The sequence below is a fragment of the Bradyrhizobium sp. 521_C7_N1_3 genome (assembly GCF_052075975.1).
Classification (GTDB): Bacteria; Pseudomonadota; Alphaproteobacteria; order Rhizobiales; family Xanthobacteraceae; genus Bradyrhizobium; species Bradyrhizobium japonicum.
This window is the reverse complement of the sequence record NZ_CP197232.1, coordinates 7,332,815-7,356,620: the sequence shown is the minus strand read 5'-3', so window position 1 is coordinate 7,356,620 and position 23,806 is coordinate 7,332,815. Positions and strand designations below refer to the sequence as shown.

Here is a 23,806-nt window from a genome sequence, read left to right as displayed (position 1 = left end):
GCCAAGGAGCCAGCGCATGTCCGGATTGCCGCACTCGCCGCACGCGCTCGTGACCGGTGGCGGTCGCGGCATCGGCCGCGCCATCGCGGCCTCTCTTGTCGGGGCAGGCGCAACCGTGACGGTGCTCGGCCGGAACGCCGCTGTTCTAGAAGAGGCGGTCAGCGCAGGTGCCGCGCATTTTGCTGCGATCGCCGACGTCTCGAACGAATTATCACTGAAAGCCGCTATCGCTGAAGCGAGCGCGCGAAAGCCGATCGACATCCTGATCGCCAACGCGGGAAGTGCAGAATCCGCGCCGTTCGCGAAATCGGACGCTGCCCTGTTTGCGCGCATGATGGACGTCAATTTCATGGGCGTTGTCCATGCCATCCAGGGCGTTCTGCCGGGCATGAAGAATCGTCCCTATGGCCGCATCGTCGCGATTGCCTCGACGGCGGGGCTCAAGGGCTACGCCTATGTCAGCGCGTATACGGCGGCGAAGCACGCCGTCGTCGGTCTCGTGCGCTCTCTTGCCCTCGAGACGGCCGGAAGCAATGTGACTGTGAATGCGGTGTGCCCGGGTTTCACCGATACCGATCTCGTCGCCGGCAGCATCGAGAACATCATGAAGAAGACCGGCAGGAGCCGCGAGCAGGCGATCGCCGAGCTGGCGAAGCATAATCCGCAGGGACGGCTGATCACGCCCCAAGAGGTGGCGGACACTGTGCTTTGGTTGTGCGGCGAAGGCGCTGGTGCGATCACCGGGCAGGCGATTGCAGTCGCAGGCGGCGAAATCTAGCAGCGCGGAACAAACATACTGAGGAGATCGCATGAGCAGACCAGCCAATCCTGTGACCGTGCCGCTCGCGGATTATTCACCGCAGCACTTCCTGCTGGCGGTGGTCGACGGCGTTGCCACGGTGACGCTCAACCGTCCCGAGCGGAAGAACCCGCTGACCTTCGAGAGCTATCGGGAACTGACGGATTTCTTCCGCGCCTGCGCTTTCGATGATGCGGTCAAGGCCGTCATCGTCACCGGCGCCGGTGGTAACTTCTCGTCCGGCGGCGATGTGTTCGAGATCATCGGCCCGCTCGTGAAGATGGACACCAAGGGGCTGACCGCCTTCACGCGGATGACCGGCGACCTCGTCAAAGCGATGCGGGCCTGCCCTCAACCCATTGTGGCCGCGGTCGAGGGCATCTGCGCCGGCGCCGGCGCGATCATCGCGATGGCATCGGACATGCGGCTCGCGGCGAGCGGCGCGAAGGTCGCGTTCCTCTTCAACAAGGTCGGCCTCGGCGGCTGCGACATGGGCGCCTGCGCGATCCTGCCGCGGATCATCGGACAGTCCCGCGCCTCTGAGCTGCTGTACACCGGCCGGTTCATGACGGCGGAGGAGGGTGAGCGCTGGGGCTTCTTCAGCCGCATCGTCACGCCCGAGCAGGTGCTGCCGCAGGCGCAGTTGCTGGCCAAGCAGGTCGCGGAAGGGCCGACCTTCGGCAACACCATGACCAAGCGGATGCTGGCGATGGAATGGGCGATGTCGATTGAAGAGGCGATCGAAGCGGAAGCCGTTGCCCAGGCGCTGTGCATGACCACGGCGGATTTCGAGCGCGCCTTTGAAGCGTTCGCCAACAAGGTCAAGCCGGTCTTCAGGGGCGACTGAGCCCCGGACTTGCTGCGAGAAGCCGGCACGGTGACTTGCGCCGCGATACCTGCCCGGAACAGATCAGATTTTCCGCAACAGCGTGCGCGACCGGCGGGATCTCGAGGAGCTGAGAATTAAGGCTAAGCCCAAGACCCGGGGCGAGCTCAAGGCGGAGGCGACAAAGCCGCTTGCGGCGGAGTGACCGCCCGTGCGACTTTAGCCCCATTGCCTGGCGTATTTTCGAGTGGAGTAAGGGCGATGAAGGCAATTATCGTCGGTGGTGGTATCGGTGGTCTCACCACGGCATTGATGCTGCGCTCGCGCGGCATCGGATGCGAGATTTTCGAGCAGGCCGACACCATCCGCGAACTCGGCGTCGGCATCAACACGCTGCCGCATGCGATGCGGGAGCTTGCCGGCCTCGGTCTCCTCCAGCAGCTCGACGACGTCGCGATCCGCACCGACCAGCTCTATTACCTCAATCGCCACGGCCAGGAGGTCTGGCGCGAAGCCCGCGGCATCGACGCCGGCCATGACGTGCCGCAATTCTCGATTCACCGCGGCCGCCTTCAGGGCGTCATCCATCGCGCCGTCGAGGAGCGGCTCGGGCCGCAGGCAATTCACACCGGCTGCCGCCTCGGCGCCTTCACGCAGGACGAGGGCGGCGTCACCGCTTATTTCTTCGACCGCTCGGGCGCGCACATTCATACTGCGCGCGGCGATATCCTGATCGGCGCTGACGGCATCCACTCACGCGTTCGCGACACGCTGTTCCCGAACGAGGGACCGCCGTGCTGGAACGGCCTGATGCTATGGCGCGGTGCGCGCGATTGGCCGCTGTTCCTCACCGGCAAGTCGATGATCGTGGCCGGCGGCCTCAACGCCAAGGTCGTGATCTATCCGATCGCAGAGGGATCGAGCTCGGCGAGCCGTCTTACCAACTGGGCGGTGCTAGTGAAGGTCGGCGAGGGCAATGCCCCGCCGTCCCGGAAGGAAGACTGGTCGCGGCCCGGCCGGCGCGAGGAGTTGATGCCGCATGTCGCGCGCTTCTCGGTGCCCTATATCGACGTCAAGAGCCTGATCTCGGCAACGCCCGAGTTCTACGAATATCCGACCTGCGACCGCGATCCCTTGCCTTACTGGTCGTCCGGGCGCGTTACGCTGCTCGGTGACGCCGCGCATCCCATGTATCCGGTCGGCTCCAACGGCGCCTCTCAGGCGATCCTCGACGCGCGCTGCCTTGCCGATGCGCTGGTGCGCGCCGAGCATCCGCGCCAGGCTTTGCTTGAATATGAGAAGAAGCGTCTGCCGATGACCGCTGACATCGTCCGCTCCAACCGGCGCGGCGGCCCCGAGGGCGTCATCGACGCCGTCGAGCAGCTTGCGCCCGATGGCTTCGACAACGTCGACAATGTGCTGAGCTATTCCCAGCGCGAGGCGATCGTGCGTGGTTACGCGACCAAGGCCGGCTTCGCCGCCGTGCCGGGTCTGGCGGCGGTGCGCGCTTAAGACTCGCTGCTAGCCGCCGGGCGGTGGCGGCAGGAAGTGGATGTTGAACTCGGCGGCCATCGCCACCACGTCCTCCGGCTTCTGTTCCTTCATATTGTGAAGGCCCCAGAACAGGTCGAACAGCTTGCGGGTCGGCGACACCCAGAACAGAACCTTCGCGGTCTGCTCCGACTTGTTGAAGATGCCGTGCGGCACGCCCATGCCGAGGCGGATCAGATCGCCCGCGGTCGCCTGCGACTCCGAATTGCCGAGCACGAAGTCGAGCTTGCCCTCGAGCATGTAGAGATACTCATCCTGGTCGGGATGGATGTGCGGCGGCACGAATGTGCCCGGCGGCAATGTCGCGTGCCAGGAGAAGCTGTGCTCGGTATTGCTCTTCGGCACATAGGTCTGGCCGAGGATGTTCCAGGAAATGCCCTGGATCCCTTCATTGGCCCGTGTGATGCCGGTGATTTCGCTTTTCATTGCAGTCCTCCCGTAATGCGGTGCGGCTTAGTTTGCCGCCTTGCAGTCTTTGGCATAACGATCGCCATAGTTCTCGAAGACCTTCTGAACGATCTCGGTCTGGAACTTGCCGTCCGCACGCTTGGCGACCTTGGTAAGATAGAAATCCTGGATCGGATAGCCGTTGGTGTTGAACTTGAACGCGCCGCGCAGAGAGGTGAAGTCGGCCTTCTTCAGCGCAGCCCCAACCGCATCCTTGTTCGAGAGATCGCCTTTCACGGCCTTGACCGCGCTGTCGATCAGCATCGCGGCGTCATACGCCTGGAACGCGTAGGTGCCGGGCACGATGTTGTAGGCGGCTTCATAGGCGGCGACGAACTTCTTGTTCTGGGGATTGTCGAGATTGGGCGCCCAGTTCGCGCCGCCAAACATGCCGACGGCCGCATCCTGCTGCGCCGGCAAGGTCGATTCATCCACCGTGAAAGCCGAGAGCACCGGAATGCTGTCGGCAAGGCCGGCCTGCCGGTATTGCTTGACGAGATTGACGCCGAGGCCGCCCGGCATGAACGTGAACAGCGCATCGGGTTTCTGCGACGAGAGCTTGGAAAGTTCCGGCTGGAAGTCCAGCGTGTTCAGCGGCATGTAGGATTCTTCGACGATCTCGCCCTTGTAGTCGAGCTTGAAGCCCGCCACTGAATCCTTGCCGGCCTGATAGTTCGGCACCATCAGATACATGCGTTTGTAGCCGCGATCCTGCGCGACCTTGCCGAGGATCTCGTGGACCTGGTCGTTCTGATACGACGTCACATAGAAGAACGGGTTGCAGTCCTTCCCGGCGAAAGTCGATGGGCCGGCGTTGGGGCTGATCAGGAACGTCTTGGACTCCGTAATGGGGCGGTGGATCGCCTGGAGGATGTTGGAGAAGATCGGGCCGACCACGAAGTCGACCTTGTCGCGCTCCAGAAGGCCCTTGACCTTCGTGACCGCCGCGTCGGGCTTCAACTCGTCATCGGCGACGATCACCTCGACATCTCGGCCGCCCATCTTGCCGCCGAGATCTTTCACGGCGAGCGCAAAGCCGTCGCGGACCTGCTGGCCAAGCGCGGCGGCGGGGCCCGACAGGGTCACGACCACGCCCAGCTTGATCTTCTCCTGGGCGAGGGAAGGGCTCACCGCGGTGCCGAGCAGCAGGGCGGCAGCGGCAAAGGTTATTTGCGTCTTCATGATGTGTCCCCTGTGACGATCGGGCTTGCGCAGCAAGCCGCGTACTCCAATCCAAGCTTATGCCGATGATGGCGGCCGCGGCAAGCAAGCTCAAGGCGTAGCCATTCTGCGGGCAGTGGCGCATGCAAGCGGCGCGCCAGTTATTTGAAGCCTAAAGAAATTCGAGTGTGGTCGATTGTTGCAGCTTTAGGCTTGCGGCCGGCGCAGATTTATTTGAAGCTCAAAACGTTGGGGAATCCGTGCTGGCGCCAGGCCGGCCATGAGTGACTGCATCGAGATGCTCGATTCCGAGACCAAGGCCGTCGAGACGCCGGAGGACCACGCCGAAGAGCTTCGGCTGTGGCTGCGTCTGCTCACTTGCACGACCCTGATCGAAGGCGAAGTCCGCGGCCGCCTGCGACAGCGCTTCGACGTCACGCTGCCCCGGTTCGACCTGATGGCGCAGCTCGACAAGGCGCCCGATGGCATGACGCTGTCCGACGTCTCCAAGCGAATGATGGTGTCCAACGGCAATGTCACCGGCCTCGTCGAACGGCTGGTGGAATCGGGCCATCTCGACCGGCGCACCTCGGAGACGGACCGCCGCGTCCAGGTGATCCGCCTTACAAAGCTGGGCCGCGCCGAGTTTCGAAGGATGGCTGCGGAACACGAGACCTGGATCGCAGATCTGTTCGCTGACCTGACCCCGAAGGATGTCCGCGAATTGATGCGGCTCCTGGCCAAGACAAAGGCGTCGGCGCAGAAATCGGCCGGTCGCCGCCGGCCGTAGTCCGCCAGCGGGGCACCCCGTCAGTCCCACCTTGCCGCAGGAAAATGCATGGGATGCCCAAAATCCGCTATTGCGCCGAATTGTTTTAAGCCTAAAATGTTTCCCAGATGATGCTGCCGGGTGCTTTCCATGCTGAAAGGAGCGTGCGATGGCCAACGCCGCTAAGGCTCAAGAGTCGGGCTCGTATGACGGCAACGTCGCGACAGCCCACGTCGATACATTCGCACGGCAGCATCTGCCGCCGCGAGAGTTCTGGCCCGAATTCATCTTCACGCGGCCGGAGCTGCACTACCCGCCGCGATTGAACTGCGTCAGTTATTTTCTCGACCGCTGGGTCGAGGAGAGCCACGGCGACGCGCCGTGCGTCATCAGTCCGGCCGTCAGCTACACCTATCGCGAGCTGCAAGCGCTCGTGAACCGCATCGCCAACGCGCTGGTTCGCAAGCTTGGTCTCGTAGCCGGCGGGCGCGTGCTGCTGCGCTCCGCCAACAATCCGATGATGGTTGCGACCTATCTCGCGGTGATCAAGGCTGGCGGCATCGTCGTGGCGACCATGCCTCTGCTGCGCGCCAAGGAACTATCCTATCCGATCCAGAAGGCGGAGATTGCACTCGCGCTCTGCGATGGAAAACTCTCGGAGGAGATGGAGAAGGCGAAAGCGGCGGCGCCCGGCCTCAAGCACGTGGTCTATTGGGGCAATGGCGCGTCGGACTCGCTCGAGGCGCTGATTGCTGATGCGAGCCCGGAGTTCAAGGCGGTCGATACCGCCGCCGATGACATCTGCCTGATTGCCTTCACGTCGGGCACGACGGGCGATCCCAAGGGCACCATGCATTTCCATCGGGATATGCTGGCGGTCTGCGACGCTTATGCGCACAACATCTTGAGGGCAGAGCAGAAGGATCGTTTCGTCGGTTCAGCGCCGCTCGCCTTTACCTTCGGCTTCGGCGGCGTGCTGTTTCCGATGCACATCGGCGCTTCCTTCGTTGTGCTGGAGAAGACGACGCCGGACGACATGCTGACGGCGATCGAGCAATACAAGACCTCGGTCTGCTTCACTGCGCCGACCGCCTATCGCGCCATGATCGGCAAGCTCGCAGGTCGCGACATTTCCTCGCTGCGAAAGTGCGTCTCTGCCGGCGAGACCCTCCCCAAGCCGACATTCGATGCCTGGCTCAAGGCCACCGGCATCAAGCTGATGGACGGCATTGGTTCGACCGAGCTGCTGCACATCTTCATCAGCGCGACCGAGGACGAGATCCGTCCCGGCGCAACCGGCAAACCCGTGCCGGGTTACGAAGCAAAAATCGTCGATGACGACGGCGATGACCTGCCGCCGGGCACGATGGGGCGGCTTGCGGTGCGCGGCCCGACCGGCTGCCGCTATCTCGCCGACGAGCGGCAGCGCAAATACGTCCAGAACGGCTGGAACATCACCGGCGATACCTATCTGATGGATAGCGACGGCTACTTCTGGTACCAGTCGCGCTCCGACGACATGATCGTGTCGGCCGGGTACAACATCGCGGGCACGGATGTGGAGGCGGCGCTGCTGACGCATCCATCCGTAGCCGAGTGCGGCGTCGTCGGTGCGCCGGACGAGGCGCGTGGCATGATCGTGAAGGCCTATGTCATCGCCGCCCCCGGTGTGACGCCGGACGCTCAACTCGCAGCAGAGTTGCAGGAGCATGTCAAACGTGAGATTGCGCCTTACAAATATCCGCGCGCGATCGAGTTCGTGGCGCAACTGCCGAAGACCGAGACCGGCAAGTTGAAGCGATTTGCCCTGCGGCAGTTGGCGCAGGCCGCAGCGACGTCCTCTGGCGTTGCGGCGGAATAAGAGAAGGATGAAGAATTGTCCGTGACGACGCCGAAAGGCCCGCACCTCGCTGTGCTGCCGACAGCAGCCCAGGGCGAAACCGGCTCCAGGGCGCAGGTGCTCCAACCGTCCGGCTGGCCGCTACCGAAAGGCTATGCCAACGGCATGGTCGCCGAGGGACGCATCGTCGTCACCGGAGGCGTGATCGGCTGGGACGCCGAGGAGCGTCTTGCGGACGGCTTTGTCGCGCAGGTGCGCCAAGCCCTGAACAATATCGCCGAGATATTGGCGGAGGCGGGTGCGCGGCCGGAGCACCTCGTGCGCCTGACCTGGTACGTCGTCGACATGGACGAATACCTGGCGAACCTGAGGGAACTCGGCAAGAGCTACCGCGCCACCTTCGGTGCGCACTATCCTGCGATGGCGCTGGTGCAGGTCGTCCGCCTCGTCGAGAAGGCGGCGCGCGTCGAGATCGAAGCCACCGCCGTCATTCCCCGCTAAGCCGCCTTCGGTTCGCGCCTAGCTGGCCTTGGCGAGATTGTCATCCTCAGGCGAATTCAGATAGACGCCCGATACGGTGTCGACCCAGCACAGATGGTCGTGCACCTTCCTGACACCGTCGACGTTCTCCGCCGCGACGACGGCGGCCTGACGCGCGCGTTCCTCAGTGATGACACCGCTGAGATGAACGATGCCGTCCCGGACGATGACGTTCAGTCCGAACGGGCACCAATCGTTTTTCTCCATGGTGTCGATGATACGGCCGCGAATGTGGTCGTCGTCGGCCGTCGGATCCGGTACCTCGCGGGCTAGCCCCGCTACCGCCTGCAACAGATTCGCGCGGGAGACGATGCCAACGACCTTGTCGCCGCGCACCACCGGCAGCCGCTTTACGTTGTTCCGTTCCATGAGATCGACGATCTCCGCGAGCGCCGTATCCTCGGTGATGGTCACAACCGAGGCGGTCATCACCTCCGAGACCTTGCGGCCATGTTCGTGGACGAAATCGCTGGCGGATTCGCCGGGGCCGAGGATGAACCGCAGCCAGCGGCCTCGCTTGCGGCCGGTGCCGATTTCGCTGCGGCGGACGAAATCCCCCTCGGAGACCACGCCGACCAGCTTGCCGGCATCGTCGACCACGGTGAGGCCGCTGACGTGCCGCTTCAACATGATGTTGGCCGCCTCGACGATGCTGGTGTGGGGGGCAACCGAGATGACCGAGCGGGTCATGATCTGGTGGGCGCGCATGGGGAAGCTCCGCAAGTTCACACGAATATCGATGTGTGGAGCTTAGGTCGCCGGCAGGAAGCTGATTTGACTTAAGTCAAGCTGGTCCGCACCTAATCCTCGGGTTCCGCATTCGGGGCGAGGTCGGATGAGCGGAACGGCTTGGCCTTGTCCAGTTTCCGGTAGGCGTTCGAGGCGGTCCGCAACAGCTTCTTTTGGCGTTTCCGGTTGAAGAAACGAATGCCGGCCTCGGGGACGGCCTCGTTCAGTGACGCTGCCAGGGTTTGCCCTCGCGCATCGTCGTTCAATTGCCCGAGGGACCTCTGCGCCTTGCGCAATTGCTTGAGGATCGACTTCTGTTTTGTCAGCGATTCGTCTGCAAACAAATCATCTAGCGACTCGATCGAATAGGTCAGCCGCTTGTTGAGGAGCCGCAGCTTGTGCCGTTTTTCGACGTCGAGCTTGCGGAGTTTCCGCGCCTTCCTGAGCAGCGTCGTTTCCCATTCCGTGAGCTGCGCCGTCGCGTGGTCGGCAAGCGGGCAGCGGCGCAATCGGATGGCCTCCTTGCTGCGCCGGGTCGACCAAGGACCGCTCTCGATCCAGGCCGAGGTCTGCTCGACAAGACGCCGATACCGCGCCGATTGCAGCGCGCGCGCCAGCAGGCGGTGGCTCTCGGCGCGCTTCTCGTCCCAATGCTGAAGCTCGGCGATCACGTCAAGCTCGCCTCCGCTCTCGGCGATAATCCGCTCGATCGCCACGTCGAGGTCGCGCACCATGCCGAGCTGGCTGTTCAGCCATTTCAGTTCGGCCCAGACATTCGGCCGCAGGGCATCGTCGACCATGGGCGAGAAGAAGCGGATGGCGGTGCGCAGATGCGTCAGTGCGATCCGGATCTGATGCAGCGCCTCCGGATCGCCGTGGCAGGTGCCATCGTGCTGGGCGAGGACGGCATCGAGGTGACGGCGGGCGATGATCCGGAACGCGGTGTCGCAGGCCATACCGGGGCTCAGGCGGCCGGGCAGAACATTGCGCCGCGCCGCAGGCTTGGCGCGAGCGGTCGCCATCGAACTCGTGGTGGGTCGCGCCATCCTAGCCCGCGCCAATCAGATTGCCTTATTTGCCCTCAGCGATTACGTCCCGGCAGTTCTGGAGCGTCTGCGCTTGTGTCCCGGATGCATCGATGGTCGCCCAACCGACATGGCCGATATTATAGTGCTCTTGCTGCGCGGCAACCTCTTGCGTGGCGTCGGACGCATCGCCCCGGCGGTCGCCGATTCGCGCCTGGCGGGTGGCGAGGTCGGCGACGAGGAATAGTCCGTTGAGCGGTACGCCGCACTCGCGTGCCAGGGCGGCCATCTCGTCTCGCTCGGACTCGCGCGCAAAGACGGCGTCGACGATTGCCGAATGGCCTTGCGCCAGAACCTGCCGGGCGCGCTGCATCAGCACCTCGTAGACGCGCGCCGTCACGTCAGGCCGGTACGTGGACGGCGGTAGCCGCTCGGTGTGTCCTACCTGAAACATCTGCTTGCGAATGACGTCGCTGCGCAGCACGACGGCGCCGGGCTGTGGCGCCACGGCGGGCGCCAGTGAGCGGGCGAGCACGGATTTGCCGGTGCCCGACAGTCCGCCAACCGCGATCAGGCGAGGGGCGGGGGGATGAATCAAAGCCTGGGCGAGCTCGAAATAGCGGCGCGCCTCGTCGAGAGTGCCGGGGCCGTCGGCATCAGGCCGCCTCAGCCGCGCCAGGGCCACCTGCGCACGGATCGCCGCGCGAATGGACATGAACAGTGGCAGCGCAGCCAGGGCGTCCAGCGTTTCGTCGGGCGCCGTCATCAGATACTGGTTCAGGACGGCACTGGCCGTGGCCGGCTGGTCGTGGCGCAGCAGGTCCATCAGCGTGAACGCAAGATCGTAGAGCACGTCCACAGTCGCCATCTGCGTGTCGAATTCGAGAGCGTCGAACAGGACAGGCTGCCGGTCGATCAGCACGATATTGGCAAGATGCAAGTCGCCGTGACAGCGTCGCACGAAGCCGCGGCGCGCGCGTTCTTCCAGTGTAGCGCGGACGCGCAGGAATGCCTGATGTGAGGACTCGCAGAGTTGCTCGATCCGGGCTGCTTCGAAATGATCGCCATTGCGCAGCCCGGTGCTGTTGCCTTCGATCAGCGCGGAAATGGAGGCAACCCATGCGGCGCCGTCCGCGACGGGCGCTCTCGCATGCGATGCCGCGATCGCATCCGCGATGGTCGGGGCAAGGTCTGCATCCAGCGGGCCGGCTTTTGCCACAAGGTCCAGCGTCCGGTTTTCGTCGAAGCGGAACATGTCGACCGCATACTCGACCGGCCGGCCGCGACCGTCGATCTCGATCGATCCATCCGGCTCCTCCGTGATCGCCACGACGCGGTGATAGATTTGCGGCGCGAGCGGCCGGTTGATCCTGATCTCCTCTTCGCAGGCCGCCTCGCGCTTTTCGAGCGTCGAATAGTCGAGGAATGGAAACTTGACTGCCCGCTTGATCTTCAGTGCGCGTGTCCCGTCCAGAAGCACCGAGGCCGCGTGCGTGTCGATCCGCTTCACGCCGGGACGCGCGCACAACGCTTGGAAGACCCGTTCCTGGGTTGCAGAATCGTCCGTCATCTCTGCGAGCAAATCCAGATGCGTCGGCGGTGAGGCAGCAGGCTAACTCCTAGAGGCGGATCGGGGCCAGTCCTTGACATCGGTCAAAGCCTGTCGTCGGCTGGCCGCGCGGTGTTCCCGCCTTGAGGAGGATCAAGCTTCCCGGTGAAAGGTGGCTTATCCTGACCGGTAAGGAGAATCCCGATGCCCATCAAGGATGTCTTTCTGCCGCTTATCGGCCAACCGCGCGGGCCGGTCCTCGCTGCGATCGCGACATGCGTGGCTGTCGCCGCCGACCTCGGCGCCAGGATCACCGCGCTCGCGCTCGCGGAAGACGATTTCGTGCGGCCGAAGGTCATCATCCCTGGTGATCTCGATTCCGCGGAGGTGAGCGGTTCGCGTGAGGTAAGCGACGTGCAGCAACTCCTCAACGCCTTCACCAATGCAGCCTCCCGCGCCAATATTCGCGCCCAAAGTCGATCGGGTAAGGTGCCGGCGGACCAGATCGCGTCGATCCTGGCCGAGCATGCGCGCTTCAGCGATCTGACGCTGGTTCCCGTGAGGCCGCATGACAGTCAAACGGAGCGCATCATCGAAACGCTCCTGTTCGAATCCGGCCGGCCGCTGCTGCTCTGCCCGGAACAGCATGTGGATGAGCTGCGACCGGAGTTCGAGAACGTCATGATCGCCTGGGATCACTCCGCCCGTGCCGCGCGGGCCGTCGGCGACGCGCTGCCCATTCTTCAGGCTGCGGCATCCGTCCGGGTGGTCACGGTGGCGGACGACCCGACCGACGCGATCGTTCAATCCGGAACCGCGCTCGTCGACCACCTGAGGGAACACGGTGTCTACGCCTCGTTCGAGACGGCGATGGCCCGCGGCAGCTCGATCGGCAAGGTGCTTGGAAGCTGGGCGAATTCCCATGCCATCGATGCGATCGTGATGGGCGCTTACCATCATTCCCGACTGAACGAGATCGTCTGGGGTGGTGTGACAAAGACCGTCATTGGCCAGCCGCCGTGCTGGGTTATGATCTCGCACTAGGCGCATCGCCAGTTTATCGGCCGATCGTCAACCATCGGAACCGCCACCGACCGGGCGCATATGCTTTCATGTCAACCTATCGCTTGAAGAGTCTGCTGTCGCCGCGTTCGGTTGCGCTCGTCGGCGCGAGCGCCCGCCCGGTCTCGGTTGGACGCGCCGTTCTCGAGAACATTCACAAGGCCGAGTTCAAGGGGCGGTTCGGCCTCGTCAATCCGCGCCATGCCGAGATCGGCGGCATCGCTGCGGTGGGCAGTCTGGACAGGCTGGACTTCGTGCCCGAGCTCGTGGTCATCACCGCGCCGGCGCGAGAGGTCCCCGGCATCATTGATCAGGCCGGACGTCGGGGCTCGGCCGGCGCGCTGATCGTCTCGGCGGGCCTCGGTCAGGGACCGGGATCCCTGCACGAGGCCGCGATCGCTGCGGCGCGCAAATACGGCATGCGGCTGATTGGGCCGAACTGCCTCGGCATCATGATGCCCGGCGTCAGCCTCAATGCCAGCTTCGCCGCACACATGCCGGGGGCGGGCAACCTCGCGCTGATCTCGCAATCCGGCGCGATCGCGGCCGGAATGGTGGATTGGGCTGCGCAGCGCGGCGTCGGGTTCTCCGGCATTGTCACGATCGGCGATCAGATCGACGTCGATATTGCCGACCTGCTCGATCATTTCGCGATGGACCACAAGACCCGCGCGATCCTGCTTTATATCGAAGCCATCAAGGACGCGCGCAAGTTCATGTCGGCGGCACGGGCCGCGGCGCGCGTAAAGCCGGTCGTCGTGGTGAAGTCCGGCCGCATGGTGCAGGGCGCCAAGGCGGCGGCAACCCATACGGGCGCGCTCGCCGGCGCCGACGCCGTCTATGATGCCGCGTTCCGCCGTGCGGGTGTCCTGCGCGTCTCCGATCTGCGCGAGCTGTTCGATTGCGCCGAGACGCTCGGTCGCGTTGAACCGCCGGCGGGAAAGCGTCTCGCCATCCTCACCAATGGCGGCGGCATCGGCGTCCTGGCCGTGGATCGGTTGGTGGACCTTGGCGGAATCCCGGCGTCCATCTCGGCTGAGACGCGCAAGCGCCTCGATGCTGTGCTGCCACCGACCTGGTCCGGTGCAAATCCCGTTGACATCGTCGGTGATGCCGATGCATCGCGCTACGCGGCGGCGCTGGAGGTGCTGCTCGCAGACCCTGATAATGATGCCGTCCTCGTCCTCAACGTGCAGACCGCGATCGCCCCGGCGGCCGACATCGCCGCGACCGTGACCGAGCTCGTCGGCAAATATCGCGAGCAGCAGCGCCGATGGGCGAAGCCCGTGCTGGCGGCTTGGGTCGGAGCCGATCAGAACATCATTCAGGCGCTCTCCGGCGCGGGCATTCCGAATTATCCGACCGAAGATGATGCGGTGCGCGGCTTCATGCATCTCGTGCGGCATCGCGAGGTCGTGGAGGAGCTGAGTCAGGTTCCTCCTGCGATGCCCGACACGTTCGTGCCTGACGCCCGGGCTGCCAGGCAGATCGTCGCCGCTGCGATCGCGGACGGCCGCAAATGGCTCGATCCCGTCGAGATCAAACACCTGCTCGGGGCCTATGATATCGCGATGGTACCGACCCGTGCTGCTGATGATGTCGAGCAGGCCGCCGCCTACGCCAGCGAGATGTTCGCGCAGGGCGTCACAGTCGTGCTGAAGATCATGTCGCGCGACATCGTCCACAAGTCGGACGTCGGCGGCGTCGTCCTCAATCTGACCACGCCGGAGGCCGTGCGCGCGACTGCCACCGACATTCTCGCGCGGGCGAGGAAGCTCCGTCCCGAAGCCCGCATCGAGGGCGTCATCGTGCAGGCGATGGTCGTCAAGGCGAAGGCGCGCGAGCTGATCCTCGGTCTTGCCGACGATCCCACCTTTGGCACCGTCGTCGTCTTCGGCCGGGGCGGGACGGCGGTCGAGATCATCAACGACAAGGCACTGGCGCTTCCGCCGCTCGATCTGCAACTCGCGCGCGACCTGATCGGCCGCACGCGCGTATCACGACTGCTGAAGGCCTATCGCGACGTACCCGCGGTCGAGCAGGACGCCGTCGCGATGGTGTTGGTCAAGCTCGCCCAGATGGCCGCTGACATTCCCGAGATCCGGGAGTTCGACATCAACCCACTGCTTGCGGACGAGACCGGCGTGACCGCGGTCGACGCCCGCGTCGCGGTGGGGCCGCCGCAGCGCAAATTCGCCGGCTCCGGCCCGGCCAACTTCGCCGTCCGGGCCTATCCATCGCAGTGGGAGCGCCGCCTGGCGCTCAAGGACGACTGGCGGATCTTCGTACGGCCCTTGCGTCCGGAGGACGAGCCGACCATCCACGAATTCCTGCGTCACGTCACGGCGTACGACCTCCGCCTGCGCTTCTTCGCGCCGATGAAGGAGTTCACCCACGAGTTCATCGCGCGCCTGACCCAGCTCGACTATGCGCGCGCAATGGCCTTCATCGCATTCGACGAAGCCACCAATGAGATGGTCGGCGTGGTCCGGCTCCATTCGGACTCGGTCTATGAGAGCGGCGAATATGCGATCCTGCTGCGCTCCGACCTCAAGGGCAGGGGGCTCGGATGGGCGTTGATGCAGTTGATCATCGACTATGCGAGGTCGGAGGGTCTGAAGACCATCTCGGGTGATGTTCTCAGGGAGAACACCACAATGCTTGAGATGTGCCGCCAGCTCGGCTTCGACGTGAAGCCGGATTCGACCGAGCCCGATCTCTGTGAAGTCAGGCTCAAGCTCTGATCGTTCCGATCACGAGTGCGCTTCGCGCGATGCGGCGGCTTCCGTGGCCGTTTTCCGCAGACTCTTGACGATGATCGCGATCAGCGGCACCAGCACCGGCACAATCGTGCTGAGCGGATGATGGACCGCGCCTGACACCTGGGCCTGGAGCGCCCGCGCCTCGAGCTGCAAAGCTTCGATGGATGCGCCGTGAATTTCATTGGCGAGCTCGATGTCGCGGCCGGATGGAGGACGGCCGGCAACGATGAAGAGAACCGCCGCGATGGCGAAATTGACAGCGCCGAGGATGGCAGCCGCCGCAATTGCGCTCCAGATCTGGACCAGCGCGAAATAGGCCGACAGCTCCAGCATCAGGAGCCCGAATGCCGCGATCAACGCCGCGAAGGCCCGCAGGCCGAGACCGATCAGCAGATGGCGCAGCCTGATGTCCGCGATGATCCTGTCGGTGCGCCACAGCACGCGCAGATGTTTGACGACATTTTCCATGTTCATCTAGTGTCTCCTCAGCATGAAGCCGACGACCACGCCGAGCGCGAAAGCCGAGGCCAGCGACGTGACCGGGCGTTCCGCAATGAGGCCCTGAAGCTGCTCCTGCTCGTCGCTGACGGTTTCTCCGAGCTCGGCAAGCGCGGCCTTGATCTGATCGGCCAGAACCTCGGCCCGGTCTATCGAGCTGTCGAACATCTCTTCGCCTGCGGTGCTCAGCAGACGCGTGACGTCAACCTTCAACGCTCGCAGCTCTTCGCTCATCCTGTCGCTGTTGAACATGGATTTGAGAACTCCCTTGAAATGGAAGCGAGCCTAAGGCCCGGGGGCGCGGCCGCGCTTGATTTGCGTCAAGGGACGGCGCGTGGGCCTGGTGTTGAGACAGGTCAACCCGGCCGCCACATGCTGGCCTAGAAGTGGCGGCTGAATGGGGGCCAATCGTCCCGATGAGGTGGAAGCGTGAACGAACCGCTGTTGCTGGCAACGCCCTCCGGCGATGCGCTGAAATTGTGCCCGGAAGGGCCGTGGACGGCAGCCAACGTGTCGGCGCTCGAAACGCTGTCCCGATCGGTCGGAGCGGATGTCGATCGATCCAGCGCCGTGACGCTGGACATGTCGGGCGTCAGTGCGCTCGACACGCTCGGCGCCTGGGTGTTGGAGAAGCTGTCGCGACGGGCCGCATCGTCCGGGTCCGGCAGATCGGCCGAATTCGTCGGCGTTGCCGATCATTTCAGCGGCCTGATGGATGAGGTGCGTCAGGTCAACCGCCACCCCCCGGCGGTTGCGGCCGCGCCAAACCCGATTCTGCTGAGGCTCGGCGATCTCGGCAAATCCACGGTTGGCGCGCGCGAAGACGTCACGATCTTTCTTCAAATGCTGGGTGCATTGTTCATCGCCGCGATCGGCGTACTGCGCCGGCCACGCTCGCTGCGGCTGACATCGCTTGTCTATCAGCTCTACCGGATCGGCTGGCAGGCCATTCCGATTGTCGTTCTCATTACCTTCCTGATCGGTGCCATCATCGCCCAGCAGGGGTTCTTTCATTTCCGCAGGTTCGGTGCGGAGTCCTACACTGTCGACATGGTCGGCATCCTGGTGCTGCGCGAGCTGGGTGTGCTGATCGTCGCTATCATGGTCGCGGGACGTTCGGGGAGCGCGTACACCGCCGAGCTCGGCTCGATGAAGATGCGCGAGGAGATCGATGCGCTCTCGACCATGGGCCTCGACCCCGTCCATGTCCTGATACTGCCGCGAGTAGCAGCCCTGGTCATCGCGCTGCCGATCCTCGCGTTCATTGGGGCGGTTGCTGCGCTCTATGGCGGAGGACTGGTCGCGCAATTCTACGGCGGCATGGCACCGGCGATCTACGTCGCGCGGCTGCATGAGGCCATCTCCGTCACCCATTTCGAGGTCGGCATCCTGAAGGCGCCCTTCATGGCGCTGGTGATCGGGATCGTCGCCTGCAGCGAAGGATTGCGCGTGAAGGGCAGCGCGGAATCGCTCGGGCGGCAGACGACCACGTCGGTGGTGAAGTCGATCTTCCTGGTGATCGTGCTCGACGGCCTGTTCGCGATCTTCTTCGCTTCGATCGGAATGTGACGATGGACGAATCGCAAGAGGCATTGGCGATCCGCGTTCGCGACCTCGTCGTCGGCTTCGGCCGCCAGACCGTGCTTGACCATCTGTCGCTCGACGTCCGCCGGGGCGAGATCCTCGGCCTCGTCGGTGCGTCCGGCGGCGGCAAGTCGGTCTTGATGCGCACCATCATCGGCCTCATCCCGCGCCAGGGCGGGAGCATCGAGGTCATGGGACGGCCGATCGGTGGCCGCACTGAGCGCGCGGCCACGACGTGGGGCATTTTGTTCCAGCAAGGTGCGCTTTTCTCCTCACTGACGGTTCGTCAAAACGTGCAGTTTCCGCTCCGCGAAAATCTCGTGCTGTCGCAGGAGCTGATGGACGAGATCGCCATCGCCAAGCTCGAGATGGTCGGGCTTCGGGCGCAGGACGCCGACAAATATCCGTCCGAACTCTCGGGCGGCATGACCAAACGCGTGGCGCTGGCCCGCGCACTCGCGCTCGATCCGCCGATCCTGTTCCTGGACGAGCCGACCTCCGGTCTCGACCCAATCGCCGCCGGCGATTTTGACGCGCTGATCGGGACGCTGCAGAAGACCCTCGGCCTCACCGTGTTCATGGTCACCCATGATCTTGCGAGCCTCACCACGGTCTGCGACCGCGTCGCCGCGCTCGCCGACGGCAAGATCGTGGCGATCGGCCCGATGCGCGAATTGCTGCAATCCGAGCATCCCTGGGTGCGCGCCTATTTCCATGGCAAGCGCTCGCAGATGCTGCAACACGAGATGAGATGAGACATGGAAACCCGCGCTCCCTACGTGCTGATCGGCAGCTTCGTGTTGGCCGCGATCCTCGCGGTGTTCGGCTTCGTCTATTGGCTGAACAACACGGGCGGCATTGGGCCGCGTGCGAACTATCACGTGCAATTCCAGAGTCCGGTGCCGGGCCTGCTGGTTGGTGCCGGCGTACTGTTCAACGGCATCCGGGTCGGCGAGGTGACGCAGATCGGCCTCGCGCCGGATAATCCGCGCTTCGTCAATGCGACGATCTCGGTTACCTCGACGACACCCGTGCGTACCGACACCAAGGTCGGGCTTGATTTCCAGGGGCTGACCGGCGTGCCGGTGGTGACGCTGGAGGGCGGCGTGATCGTTGCCAAGGCCGGCGAGCCCGTAACCCTGATCGCCGAGGCCGGTGCAGGCCAGAGCATGACGCAGGCTGCGCGCGACGCGCTGCGACGGGTCGATACTGTGCTGGAGGACAATTCTGGTCCACTGAAGGACACCATCGCGAACCTCAAGACATTCTCCGACGGGCTCGCGCGCAACACCGGCAAAATCGACGGTATTCTGGCAGGCCTGGAAAAGATGACCGGCGGCGGGACGCCGGCCCAGAAGATCACCTACGACCTGCGCACGCCGCAGAATCTTGGGCCGGCCGGCAAGACGCTTACGGCGTCACTGGCGATTCCCGAGCCGACCGCGGTTGCGATGCTCCAGACTCAGCGGATGCTGTTTGCGCCCAGCGGGGACAATCCGGGTTTTGCGGAATTCCTCTGGGCCGACAGCATCCCGAAGCTGGTCCAGGCGCGGCTGATCGACAGTTTTGAAAATTACGACATCGCCCACGCGCCGCTGCGCACGGCCGACCTCGGACAGGCGGACTACCAGCTTCTGATCGACATCAGGCGTTTTCGGATCGCCACGGAAGGCGAGGCCCGGGTCGAGATCGGACTGTCGGCACGCATCGTCGACAAGAACGGCAAGGTGATCGCGTCGCGCCTCGTCGAGACCAGCGAGAAGCTTGACAAGGTCGAGCCGGGCGCAGCGGTCGCAGCGTTCGACGCAGCCTTCGCCCGCATTGCAAAGGAGCTGATCGGCTGGACAGTTCAGGCAGTCTGACGCCCTCTATTCCAGCGTCTTCAGGTAGGACAGGAGATCGTGGATCTGGTCTGGATTGAGCTCGAAGGCCGGCATGTTGGTGTGGCCGGTCGAAATACCTTCGGCCAACGCTTCCTCGAGGGCCTCGATCGGATAGCGGTTGTGCAGCGTGCGCAACGGCGGCGCTATCCTGAGCGGGCTTTTCGAGACCCGATCGATCGCATGGCAGCGCGCACAACTGGCCCGTGCAAATGCCTTGCCGCGCTGTTCTGCGGTCGGAGCCGCCAGCACAGGCGTGATCAGAAACAGCCCAATCAGGCCGTGGCGCAGCGCAGTTTGCAGCATGGAAGGTGATCCCGTCTAACTCTGGAGGCAGAATATGGCGGGGACGTCTGCCAAAATTGATCTGGGTCAACTGCCTTTGGCGCAGTGCAGTAAAATGCAGCCAGTGCGGTGGACTCGGCCTGACGCGGAGCAGCCGGCGCTTGGAGCGGTGGATGAAGGCTTCCGTGGTGACGATCGAGCCGAACGGGCATTTCTGTAGCGATTGTGCGGTCCGCGACTTCGCGGTGTGCTCGTCGCTGGACCCGGCCGAGCTCAGGGAATTCGAGCATCTGGGGCGCCGCGTCCATTTTGACGGGGGCGAGACCGTGTTCTCGGAGGAGGACATCGCGACCTCGTTCTACAACGTCCTGGAAGGCGTCATGCGGCTCTACAAGCTGTTGCCCGACGGTCGGCGGCAGATCGTGGGATTTGCTTTGCCCGGCGATTTCCTGGGGATGAATATTTCCGGCCGACACAATTTTTCGGCCGATGCGATCGGTGGCGTCACAGTGTGCCAGTTCGCGAAGGCGCCCTTCGGCCGTTTCGTCGAGAGCCGGCCGCATCTCCTCAGGCGGATCAACGAGCTGGCGATTCGCGAGTTGAGCCAGGCGCGCGACCATATGGTCCTGCTCGGCCGCCGCTCAGCGGACGAGAAGGTCGCGACGTTTCTGCTCACCTGGCGCGAGCGGCTATTTTCGCTGAAGGGGGCGTCGGACACGGTTCAGCTGCCGATGAGTCGTCAGGACATCGCCGACTACCTAGGCCTGACCATCGAAACCGTCAGTCGCACCTTCACCAAGCTGGAGCGACATGGGGTGATCGAGATCGTTCAAGGCGGCATCAGCCTGCTCGATCCGGCGAAAGTCGAGGCCTTAGCTGCGGCCTGATCCGGCGCTCGCCATTTTTGATCCCAATCAATGACGGCGGTCGAGCGGCGCCAATAATGCCCCAAATAACAGGGGAGGGCATCATGCCGACTGACGCGCTGCTGGTGACGATGGCTGTCGTGGTCGTTTTTGTCACGTTCGCCGGGGCTTTGGCATGGGCAGACCGGCAAACCAGCGCAGGACGGCCCGATTCGGACGCCAAGCACTGACGCTCCTGAGATCACAATCGCGTTTTACCGTGCTTGCCGCGGAGGCTTCCACGGCCAGCTCGTGGCCGTTCGGCAGCGCCTCAACGCAATGGTGCGCGCGATAGCTGCAACTCTGCATCGACCGGGACACGCTGGCTCATCCCCCGGATGCCGCCTTGGCGCCCGACCGCGGCATTTTCGCCGTATTTGGCTCAAACCGTGCACATGCTTTCCGGTTGAAAAGCCTGCTAACGTTGACTACGCAGGAACTCCAGTGCCTCGCAGTCTTAGGAGCCCAGCGGCGTGCCTCAGGACAAGACCGGCGACCCCCGACAAGCTGCGGGCAACAAATTATCGGTCCTGCGCAAGCACCCGATCTTCGCGGATCTGGAGCCGGATGCGCTCGATCAGCTCTGCCGCTACGCCAAGCACACCACGGTGAAGCGCGGAGCGACGATCGCCGCCAAGGGCGACCCCGGCAACAACCTGTTCGCGGTGATCACGGGAACAGTGAAGATTTCCTCTTCGTCGCCAGATGGAAGGAACGCTATTCTCAATCTGATCGGTCCTGGAGAAATCTTTGGCGAGATCGCGGTTCTCGATGGTGCGCCGCGCTCGGCCGACGCGACCGCCAACACCAATTGCGAACTCTACATCATCGACCGTCGCGACTTCTTGCCATTCGTGAAGAGCCAGCCGGCGCTGGCGATGAAGTTCATCGAGCTGCTTTGCGCGCGCCTGCGCTGGACCAGCCAGCAGGTCGAGCAAGTGATCCTGCAAAATCTGCCGGGCCGGCTTGCGAGCGCGCTGCTCGGTCTCACCGAAGAGCGCAAGTTAGACTCCGGCAGTGGCACGCTCGCCATCACGCAGCAGGAGATCAGCGAGATGGTGGGGATGACGCGCGAGAGCATCAACAAGCAATTGCGCGCCTGGGCCGGCCGCAACTGGGTTCGTCTCGAGCACGGCGCCATCGTCGTGCTGGATACCGATGCGTTGCGCGACCTCGCCGAGAGCGGCCTCGACGGCGAGTGAGGCCTCAGATCTGATTGTCGACGATGGCGACCGCTCGGGTCCACCCTGCGGACGCCCGCTCGATCTTTACCGGGAAGCATGAGACCGTGAATCCGGTCGACGGCAGCTTGTCGAGATTGTGCAGCTTCTCGAGATGGCAATAGCCGATGTGTCGTCCCGCCTTGTGACCTTCCCAGATCAGGCCGGCATCTTTTGTTTCGGCATATTTCTTCGCGGTGTAGACGAACGGCGCGTCCCAGCTCCAGCCGTCGGTGCCGGTCAGCCGCACACCGCGTTCGAGCAGGTACATGGTGGCCTCATAGCCCATGCCGCAACCGGAGTTGACGTAGTCGGCCTGGCCGAATTTGGCGCCGGCGCTGGTGTTGACGACCACGATCTCCAGCGGCGACAGCGTGTGCCCGATCCGTTTCAGCTCCTTCTCGACATCGTCGGCAGTCACCACGTACCCATCGGGCAGGTGGCGGAAGTCGAGCTTCACGCCGGGCTGCAGGCACCATTCGAGCGGCACCTCGTCGATGGTCCATGACCGCTCGCCGCGATTCATGGTCGGGTGGAAGTGCCAGGGCGCGTCGAGATGCGTGCCGTTGTGGGTCGACAGCGAGACCTGCTCGACCGCCCAGCCCTGGCCATCCGGCAAATCCTCCGCCTTGAGGCCGTCGAAGAACTGCAGCATGCGGGGCAGGCCCTGCTGGTGATCAATATACTGTATCGTCGGGTGATTGCCCGGCGGATCGGCCGTCACGTCGTTTCCGAGCGGCACGGAAATATCGATCAGCTTCCGCGGCATGGGCATTTCCTCGCAATGTTCCGTTTCGGCGCATCTTGGGCGGGCTCCACCTGTGGCGTCAAGTAACGGACCGGTGCAGGCGATTTCGGAAAAACGAGGCCATTCGGCGATCGCACCCTCGAAGTGATGCATGATCGATCGATGCAACTCCAGCATTGATCGATGCTGGATTTGGCTTGGACTCAGAATGCCGCCCGCCCTAGGGACGACGTTGGCGACATCGCGCTGATCAGCGCGCATCGCACAAGGATGGGGCGACCGTCACGTCTGCACCTCCAAGCCGCAACCAATAGCGGTCGATTCTAAGACCAGAGGAATGTCCATGGATATGACGAGCATCGTCACCTCGCGTCCGGCATTTGCCGACGGTGAGGCGGGATTAAAGGGAAGCCGGCGCCTGCCGCGCAAGTCCCCGCCGGAGAGGGCGCGATGAAGCTCGCACCTTCCCTCGCCGTGATCATCCACCAGTTAAATCCGCTCGACTCCGCCGCGCAATCCTACCAAGGTGGTGCGTTTGTAACGCTTGACTTTACACCTGAAGTGGAGCGACCCAAGGCGGCCTGCAGTATCGGCCCAACGACGACATAATCAACTCAGGAGGAAGCCCCAGATGAAGACACTCACCGGTATCATCGCAGCCGCCGTACTGGCGGTCTCAGCGCCGCTGGCGACCGCACGCGATTTCCGTTCGGCCGACATCCACCCCACCGATTATCCGACCGTCGAGGCCGTCAGGTTCATGGGCAAGCAGCTCGCGACGGCGAGCGGCGGCAAGCTCGGCGTGAAGGTGTTTCCCAATGGAGCCCTTGGCTCCGAAAAGGACACCATCGAGCAGCTGAAGATCGGCGCCCTCGACATGATGCGGATCAACGCATCGCCGTTGAACAACTTCGTGCCTGAAACCATCGCGTTGTGCCTGCCCTTCGTCTTCCGCGACACGCAGCACATGCGCACCGTCCTTGACGGACCGATCGGCGACGAGATCCTCGCAGCCATGGAGCCCGCCGGCCTGGTCGGGCTTGCCTATTACGACAGCGGCGCCCGCTCCATCTACACCGTCAAGGCGCCGGTCAAGTCGCTCGCCGACCTCAAGGGCCTGAAGATCCGCGTCCAGCAGTCCGACCTCTGGGTCGGCATGATCCAGAGCCTCGGTGCCAACCCGACGCCGATGCCTTATGGCGAAGTCTACACCGCGCTCAAGACGGGCCTGGTGGACGCAGCCGAGAACAACTGGCCGTCCTACGAGTCTTCGCGTCACTTCGAGGCCGCCAAGTTCTACAACGTGACCGAGCACTCGCTCGCGCCCGAAGTTCTCGTGATGTCCAAGAAGGTCTGGGACACGCTGAGCAAGGAGGATCAGGCGATGGTCCGCAAGGCGGCCAAGGAATCGGTGCCGGTCATGCGCAAGCTCTGGGACGATCGCGAGCAGGCTTCCCGCAAGACCGTCGAAGCCGCAGGCGTTCAGGTCGTGACCATCGCCAACAAGACGGAATTCGTCGACGCAATGAAGCCGGTGTACGACAAGTTCGCAGGTGACGAAAAGCTGAAGGGCCTCGTCAAGCGGATCCAGGACACGAAGTAAGACCACAGCGTCGGGTCCGGCGT

25 protein-coding genes are annotated in these 23,806 nt (G+C 63.8%); 16 read left to right on the top strand and 9 right to left on the bottom strand.

All coding sequences use genetic code 11. The annotated features are described in order from the left end of the window. The first annotated feature begins 16 nt into the window (after positions 1-16). The 3 genes from AB7008_RS34680 to AB7008_RS34670 all read left to right on the top strand — a co-directional run bounded on the left by AB7008_RS34680 (position 17) and on the right by AB7008_RS34670 (position 3,137). Complete coding sequence (locus AB7008_RS34680; protein ID WP_039152612.1) at positions 17-778, top strand: SDR family NAD(P)-dependent oxidoreductase; 762 nt, start codon at positions 17-19, stop codon at positions 776-778. A 31-nt stretch (positions 779-809) separates the two neighbouring features. Beyond that, a complete protein-coding gene (locus AB7008_RS34675; RefSeq protein WP_039152610.1) occupies positions 810-1,646 on the top strand; it encodes an enoyl-CoA hydratase family protein in 837 nt (278 codons plus the stop codon). A gap of 240 nt (positions 1,647-1,886) precedes the next feature. Beyond that, positions 1,887-3,137, top strand: a complete 1,251-nt coding sequence (locus AB7008_RS34670; RefSeq protein WP_441260259.1) for a flavin-dependent oxidoreductase — start codon at positions 1,887-1,889, stop codon at positions 3,135-3,137. A 9-nt stretch (positions 3,138-3,146) separates the two neighbouring features. Here the strand turns inward: AB7008_RS34670 and AB7008_RS34665 are convergent, their stop codons facing one another. Next, complete coding sequence (locus tag AB7008_RS34665) at positions 3,147-3,602, bottom strand: cupin domain-containing protein (RefSeq protein WP_028149662.1); 456 nt, start codon at positions 3,600-3,602, stop codon at positions 3,147-3,149. 27 nt (positions 3,603-3,629) lie between these two features. Further along, positions 3,630-4,805, bottom strand: a complete 1,176-nt coding sequence (locus AB7008_RS34660) for an ABC transporter substrate-binding protein (RefSeq protein WP_441260258.1) — start codon at positions 4,803-4,805, stop codon at positions 3,630-3,632. A gap of 259 nt (positions 4,806-5,064) precedes the next feature. Here AB7008_RS34660 and AB7008_RS34655 point away from each other — a divergent pair, with 259 nt between their 5' ends. From AB7008_RS34655 to AB7008_RS34645, 3 genes are all read left to right on the top strand, one after another. Next, positions 5,065-5,574 carry a MarR family winged helix-turn-helix transcriptional regulator gene (locus AB7008_RS34655; RefSeq protein WP_014493760.1) on the top strand — a complete coding sequence of 170 codons (510 nt, stop codon included), beginning with the start codon at positions 5,065-5,067 and terminating at the stop codon, positions 5,572-5,574. 148 nt (positions 5,575-5,722) lie between these two features. Continuing rightward, on the top strand, positions 5,723-7,414 hold the full coding sequence (locus AB7008_RS34650; protein WP_441260257.1) for a benzoate-CoA ligase family protein: 1,692 nt from the start codon (positions 5,723-5,725) through the stop codon (positions 7,412-7,414). A gap of 21 nt (positions 7,415-7,435) precedes the next feature. After that, the gene (locus AB7008_RS34645; RefSeq protein WP_439711264.1) at positions 7,436-7,894 is read left to right on the top strand and encodes a RidA family protein; all 459 of its coding nucleotides are present in this window, start codon (positions 7,436-7,438) and stop codon (positions 7,892-7,894) included. Between the two features lie 18 nt (positions 7,895-7,912). Here AB7008_RS34645 and AB7008_RS34640 read toward each other — a convergent pair whose 3' ends face one another. The 3 genes from AB7008_RS34640 to AB7008_RS34630 all read right to left on the bottom strand — a co-directional run bounded on the left by AB7008_RS34640 (position 7,913) and on the right by AB7008_RS34630 (position 11,257). Continuing rightward, complete coding sequence (locus AB7008_RS34640) at positions 7,913-8,641, bottom strand: CBS domain-containing protein (protein ID WP_304490698.1); 729 nt, start codon at positions 8,639-8,641, stop codon at positions 7,913-7,915. Positions 8,642-8,733: 92 nt separating this feature from the next. After that, positions 8,734-9,708 (bottom strand): CHAD domain-containing protein, encoded by a 975-nt coding sequence (locus AB7008_RS34635; protein ID WP_304490697.1) that lies wholly within the window; start codon positions 9,706-9,708, stop codon positions 8,734-8,736. Positions 9,709-9,733: 25 nt separating this feature from the next. After that, positions 9,734-11,257 (bottom strand): AAA family ATPase, encoded by a 1,524-nt coding sequence (locus AB7008_RS34630; RefSeq protein ID WP_441260256.1) that lies wholly within the window; start codon positions 11,255-11,257, stop codon positions 9,734-9,736. A gap of 183 nt (positions 11,258-11,440) precedes the next feature. Between AB7008_RS34630 and AB7008_RS34625 the strand changes: the two genes are divergently transcribed. Together AB7008_RS34625 and AB7008_RS34620 are read left to right on the top strand one after the other, a co-directional pair. Further along, a complete protein-coding gene (locus tag AB7008_RS34625; RefSeq protein ID WP_441260255.1) occupies positions 11,441-12,280 on the top strand; it encodes a universal stress protein in 840 nt (279 codons plus the stop codon). Positions 12,281-12,348: 68 nt separating this feature from the next. Then, positions 12,349-15,042: a bifunctional acetate--CoA ligase family protein/GNAT family N-acetyltransferase gene (locus AB7008_RS34620; protein WP_441260254.1), complete on the top strand. Its 2,694-nt coding sequence runs from the start codon at positions 12,349-12,351 to the stop codon at positions 15,040-15,042. A gap of 9 nt (positions 15,043-15,051) precedes the next feature. Here the strand turns inward: AB7008_RS34620 and AB7008_RS34615 are convergent, their stop codons facing one another. Both AB7008_RS34615 and AB7008_RS34610 read right to left on the bottom strand, forming a co-directional pair. Continuing rightward, positions 15,052-15,534: a phage holin family protein gene (locus AB7008_RS34615; protein ID WP_248878971.1), complete on the bottom strand. Its 483-nt coding sequence runs from the start codon at positions 15,532-15,534 to the stop codon at positions 15,052-15,054. Then, positions 15,535-15,810, bottom strand: a complete 276-nt coding sequence (locus AB7008_RS34610; RefSeq protein WP_264621352.1) for a hypothetical protein — start codon at positions 15,808-15,810, stop codon at positions 15,535-15,537. Positions 15,811-15,987: 177 nt separating this feature from the next. Between AB7008_RS34610 and AB7008_RS34605 the strand changes: the two genes are divergently transcribed. Genes AB7008_RS34605 through AB7008_RS34595 form a run of 3 tightly spaced genes read left to right on the top strand, consistent with a single transcriptional unit; the run spans position 15,988 to position 19,004 of the window. Continuing rightward, complete coding sequence (locus tag AB7008_RS34605; RefSeq protein WP_441260253.1) at positions 15,988-17,127, top strand: ABC transporter permease; 1,140 nt, start codon at positions 15,988-15,990, stop codon at positions 17,125-17,127. Positions 17,128-17,129: 2 nt separating this feature from the next. After that, entirely contained in the window at positions 17,130-17,897 is a 768-nt protein-coding gene (locus AB7008_RS34600) for an ABC transporter ATP-binding protein (RefSeq protein WP_039152589.1), read from the top strand. Positions 17,898-17,900: 3 nt separating this feature from the next. Then, complete coding sequence (locus tag AB7008_RS34595; RefSeq protein WP_441260252.1) at positions 17,901-19,004, top strand: ABC-type transport auxiliary lipoprotein family protein; 1,104 nt, start codon at positions 17,901-17,903, stop codon at positions 19,002-19,004. A gap of 6 nt (positions 19,005-19,010) precedes the next feature. Here the strand turns inward: AB7008_RS34595 and AB7008_RS34590 are convergent, their stop codons facing one another. Further along, positions 19,011-19,328, bottom strand: coding sequence for a c-type cytochrome (locus tag AB7008_RS34590; RefSeq protein ID WP_028156608.1), 318 nt, complete (start codon positions 19,326-19,328; stop codon positions 19,011-19,013). 152 nt (positions 19,329-19,480) lie between these two features. Here AB7008_RS34590 and AB7008_RS34585 point away from each other — a divergent pair, with 152 nt between their 5' ends. The 3 genes from AB7008_RS34585 (at position 19,481) to AB7008_RS34575 (ending at position 21,414) form a co-directional block, all read left to right on the top strand. Beyond that, on the top strand, positions 19,481-20,194 hold the full coding sequence (locus AB7008_RS34585) for a helix-turn-helix domain-containing protein (RefSeq protein WP_441260251.1): 714 nt from the start codon (positions 19,481-19,483) through the stop codon (positions 20,192-20,194). An 83-nt stretch (positions 20,195-20,277) separates the two neighbouring features. Continuing rightward, complete coding sequence (locus AB7008_RS34580; protein WP_259195858.1) at positions 20,278-20,403, top strand: hypothetical protein; 126 nt, start codon at positions 20,278-20,280, stop codon at positions 20,401-20,403. Positions 20,404-20,685: 282 nt separating this feature from the next. After that, positions 20,686-21,414, top strand: coding sequence for a Crp/Fnr family transcriptional regulator (locus tag AB7008_RS34575; RefSeq protein ID WP_028156606.1), 729 nt, complete (start codon positions 20,686-20,688; stop codon positions 21,412-21,414). Between the two features lie 4 nt (positions 21,415-21,418). On the opposite strand, the gene AB7008_RS34570 is transcribed toward AB7008_RS34575, so the two are convergent. Further along, complete coding sequence (locus AB7008_RS34570) at positions 21,419-22,201, bottom strand: cyclase family protein (RefSeq protein ID WP_039152580.1); 783 nt, start codon at positions 22,199-22,201, stop codon at positions 21,419-21,421. 429 nt (positions 22,202-22,630) lie between these two features. Between AB7008_RS34570 and AB7008_RS34565 the strand changes: the two genes are divergently transcribed. Beyond that, entirely contained in the window at positions 22,631-22,789 is a 159-nt protein-coding gene (locus AB7008_RS34565) for a hypothetical protein (protein ID WP_155255959.1), read from the top strand. A 22-nt stretch (positions 22,790-22,811) separates the two neighbouring features. Further along, complete coding sequence (locus AB7008_RS34560; protein ID WP_212099594.1) at positions 22,812-23,783, top strand: TRAP transporter substrate-binding protein; 972 nt, start codon at positions 22,812-22,814, stop codon at positions 23,781-23,783. Positions 23,784-23,806 lie beyond the last annotated feature (23 nt).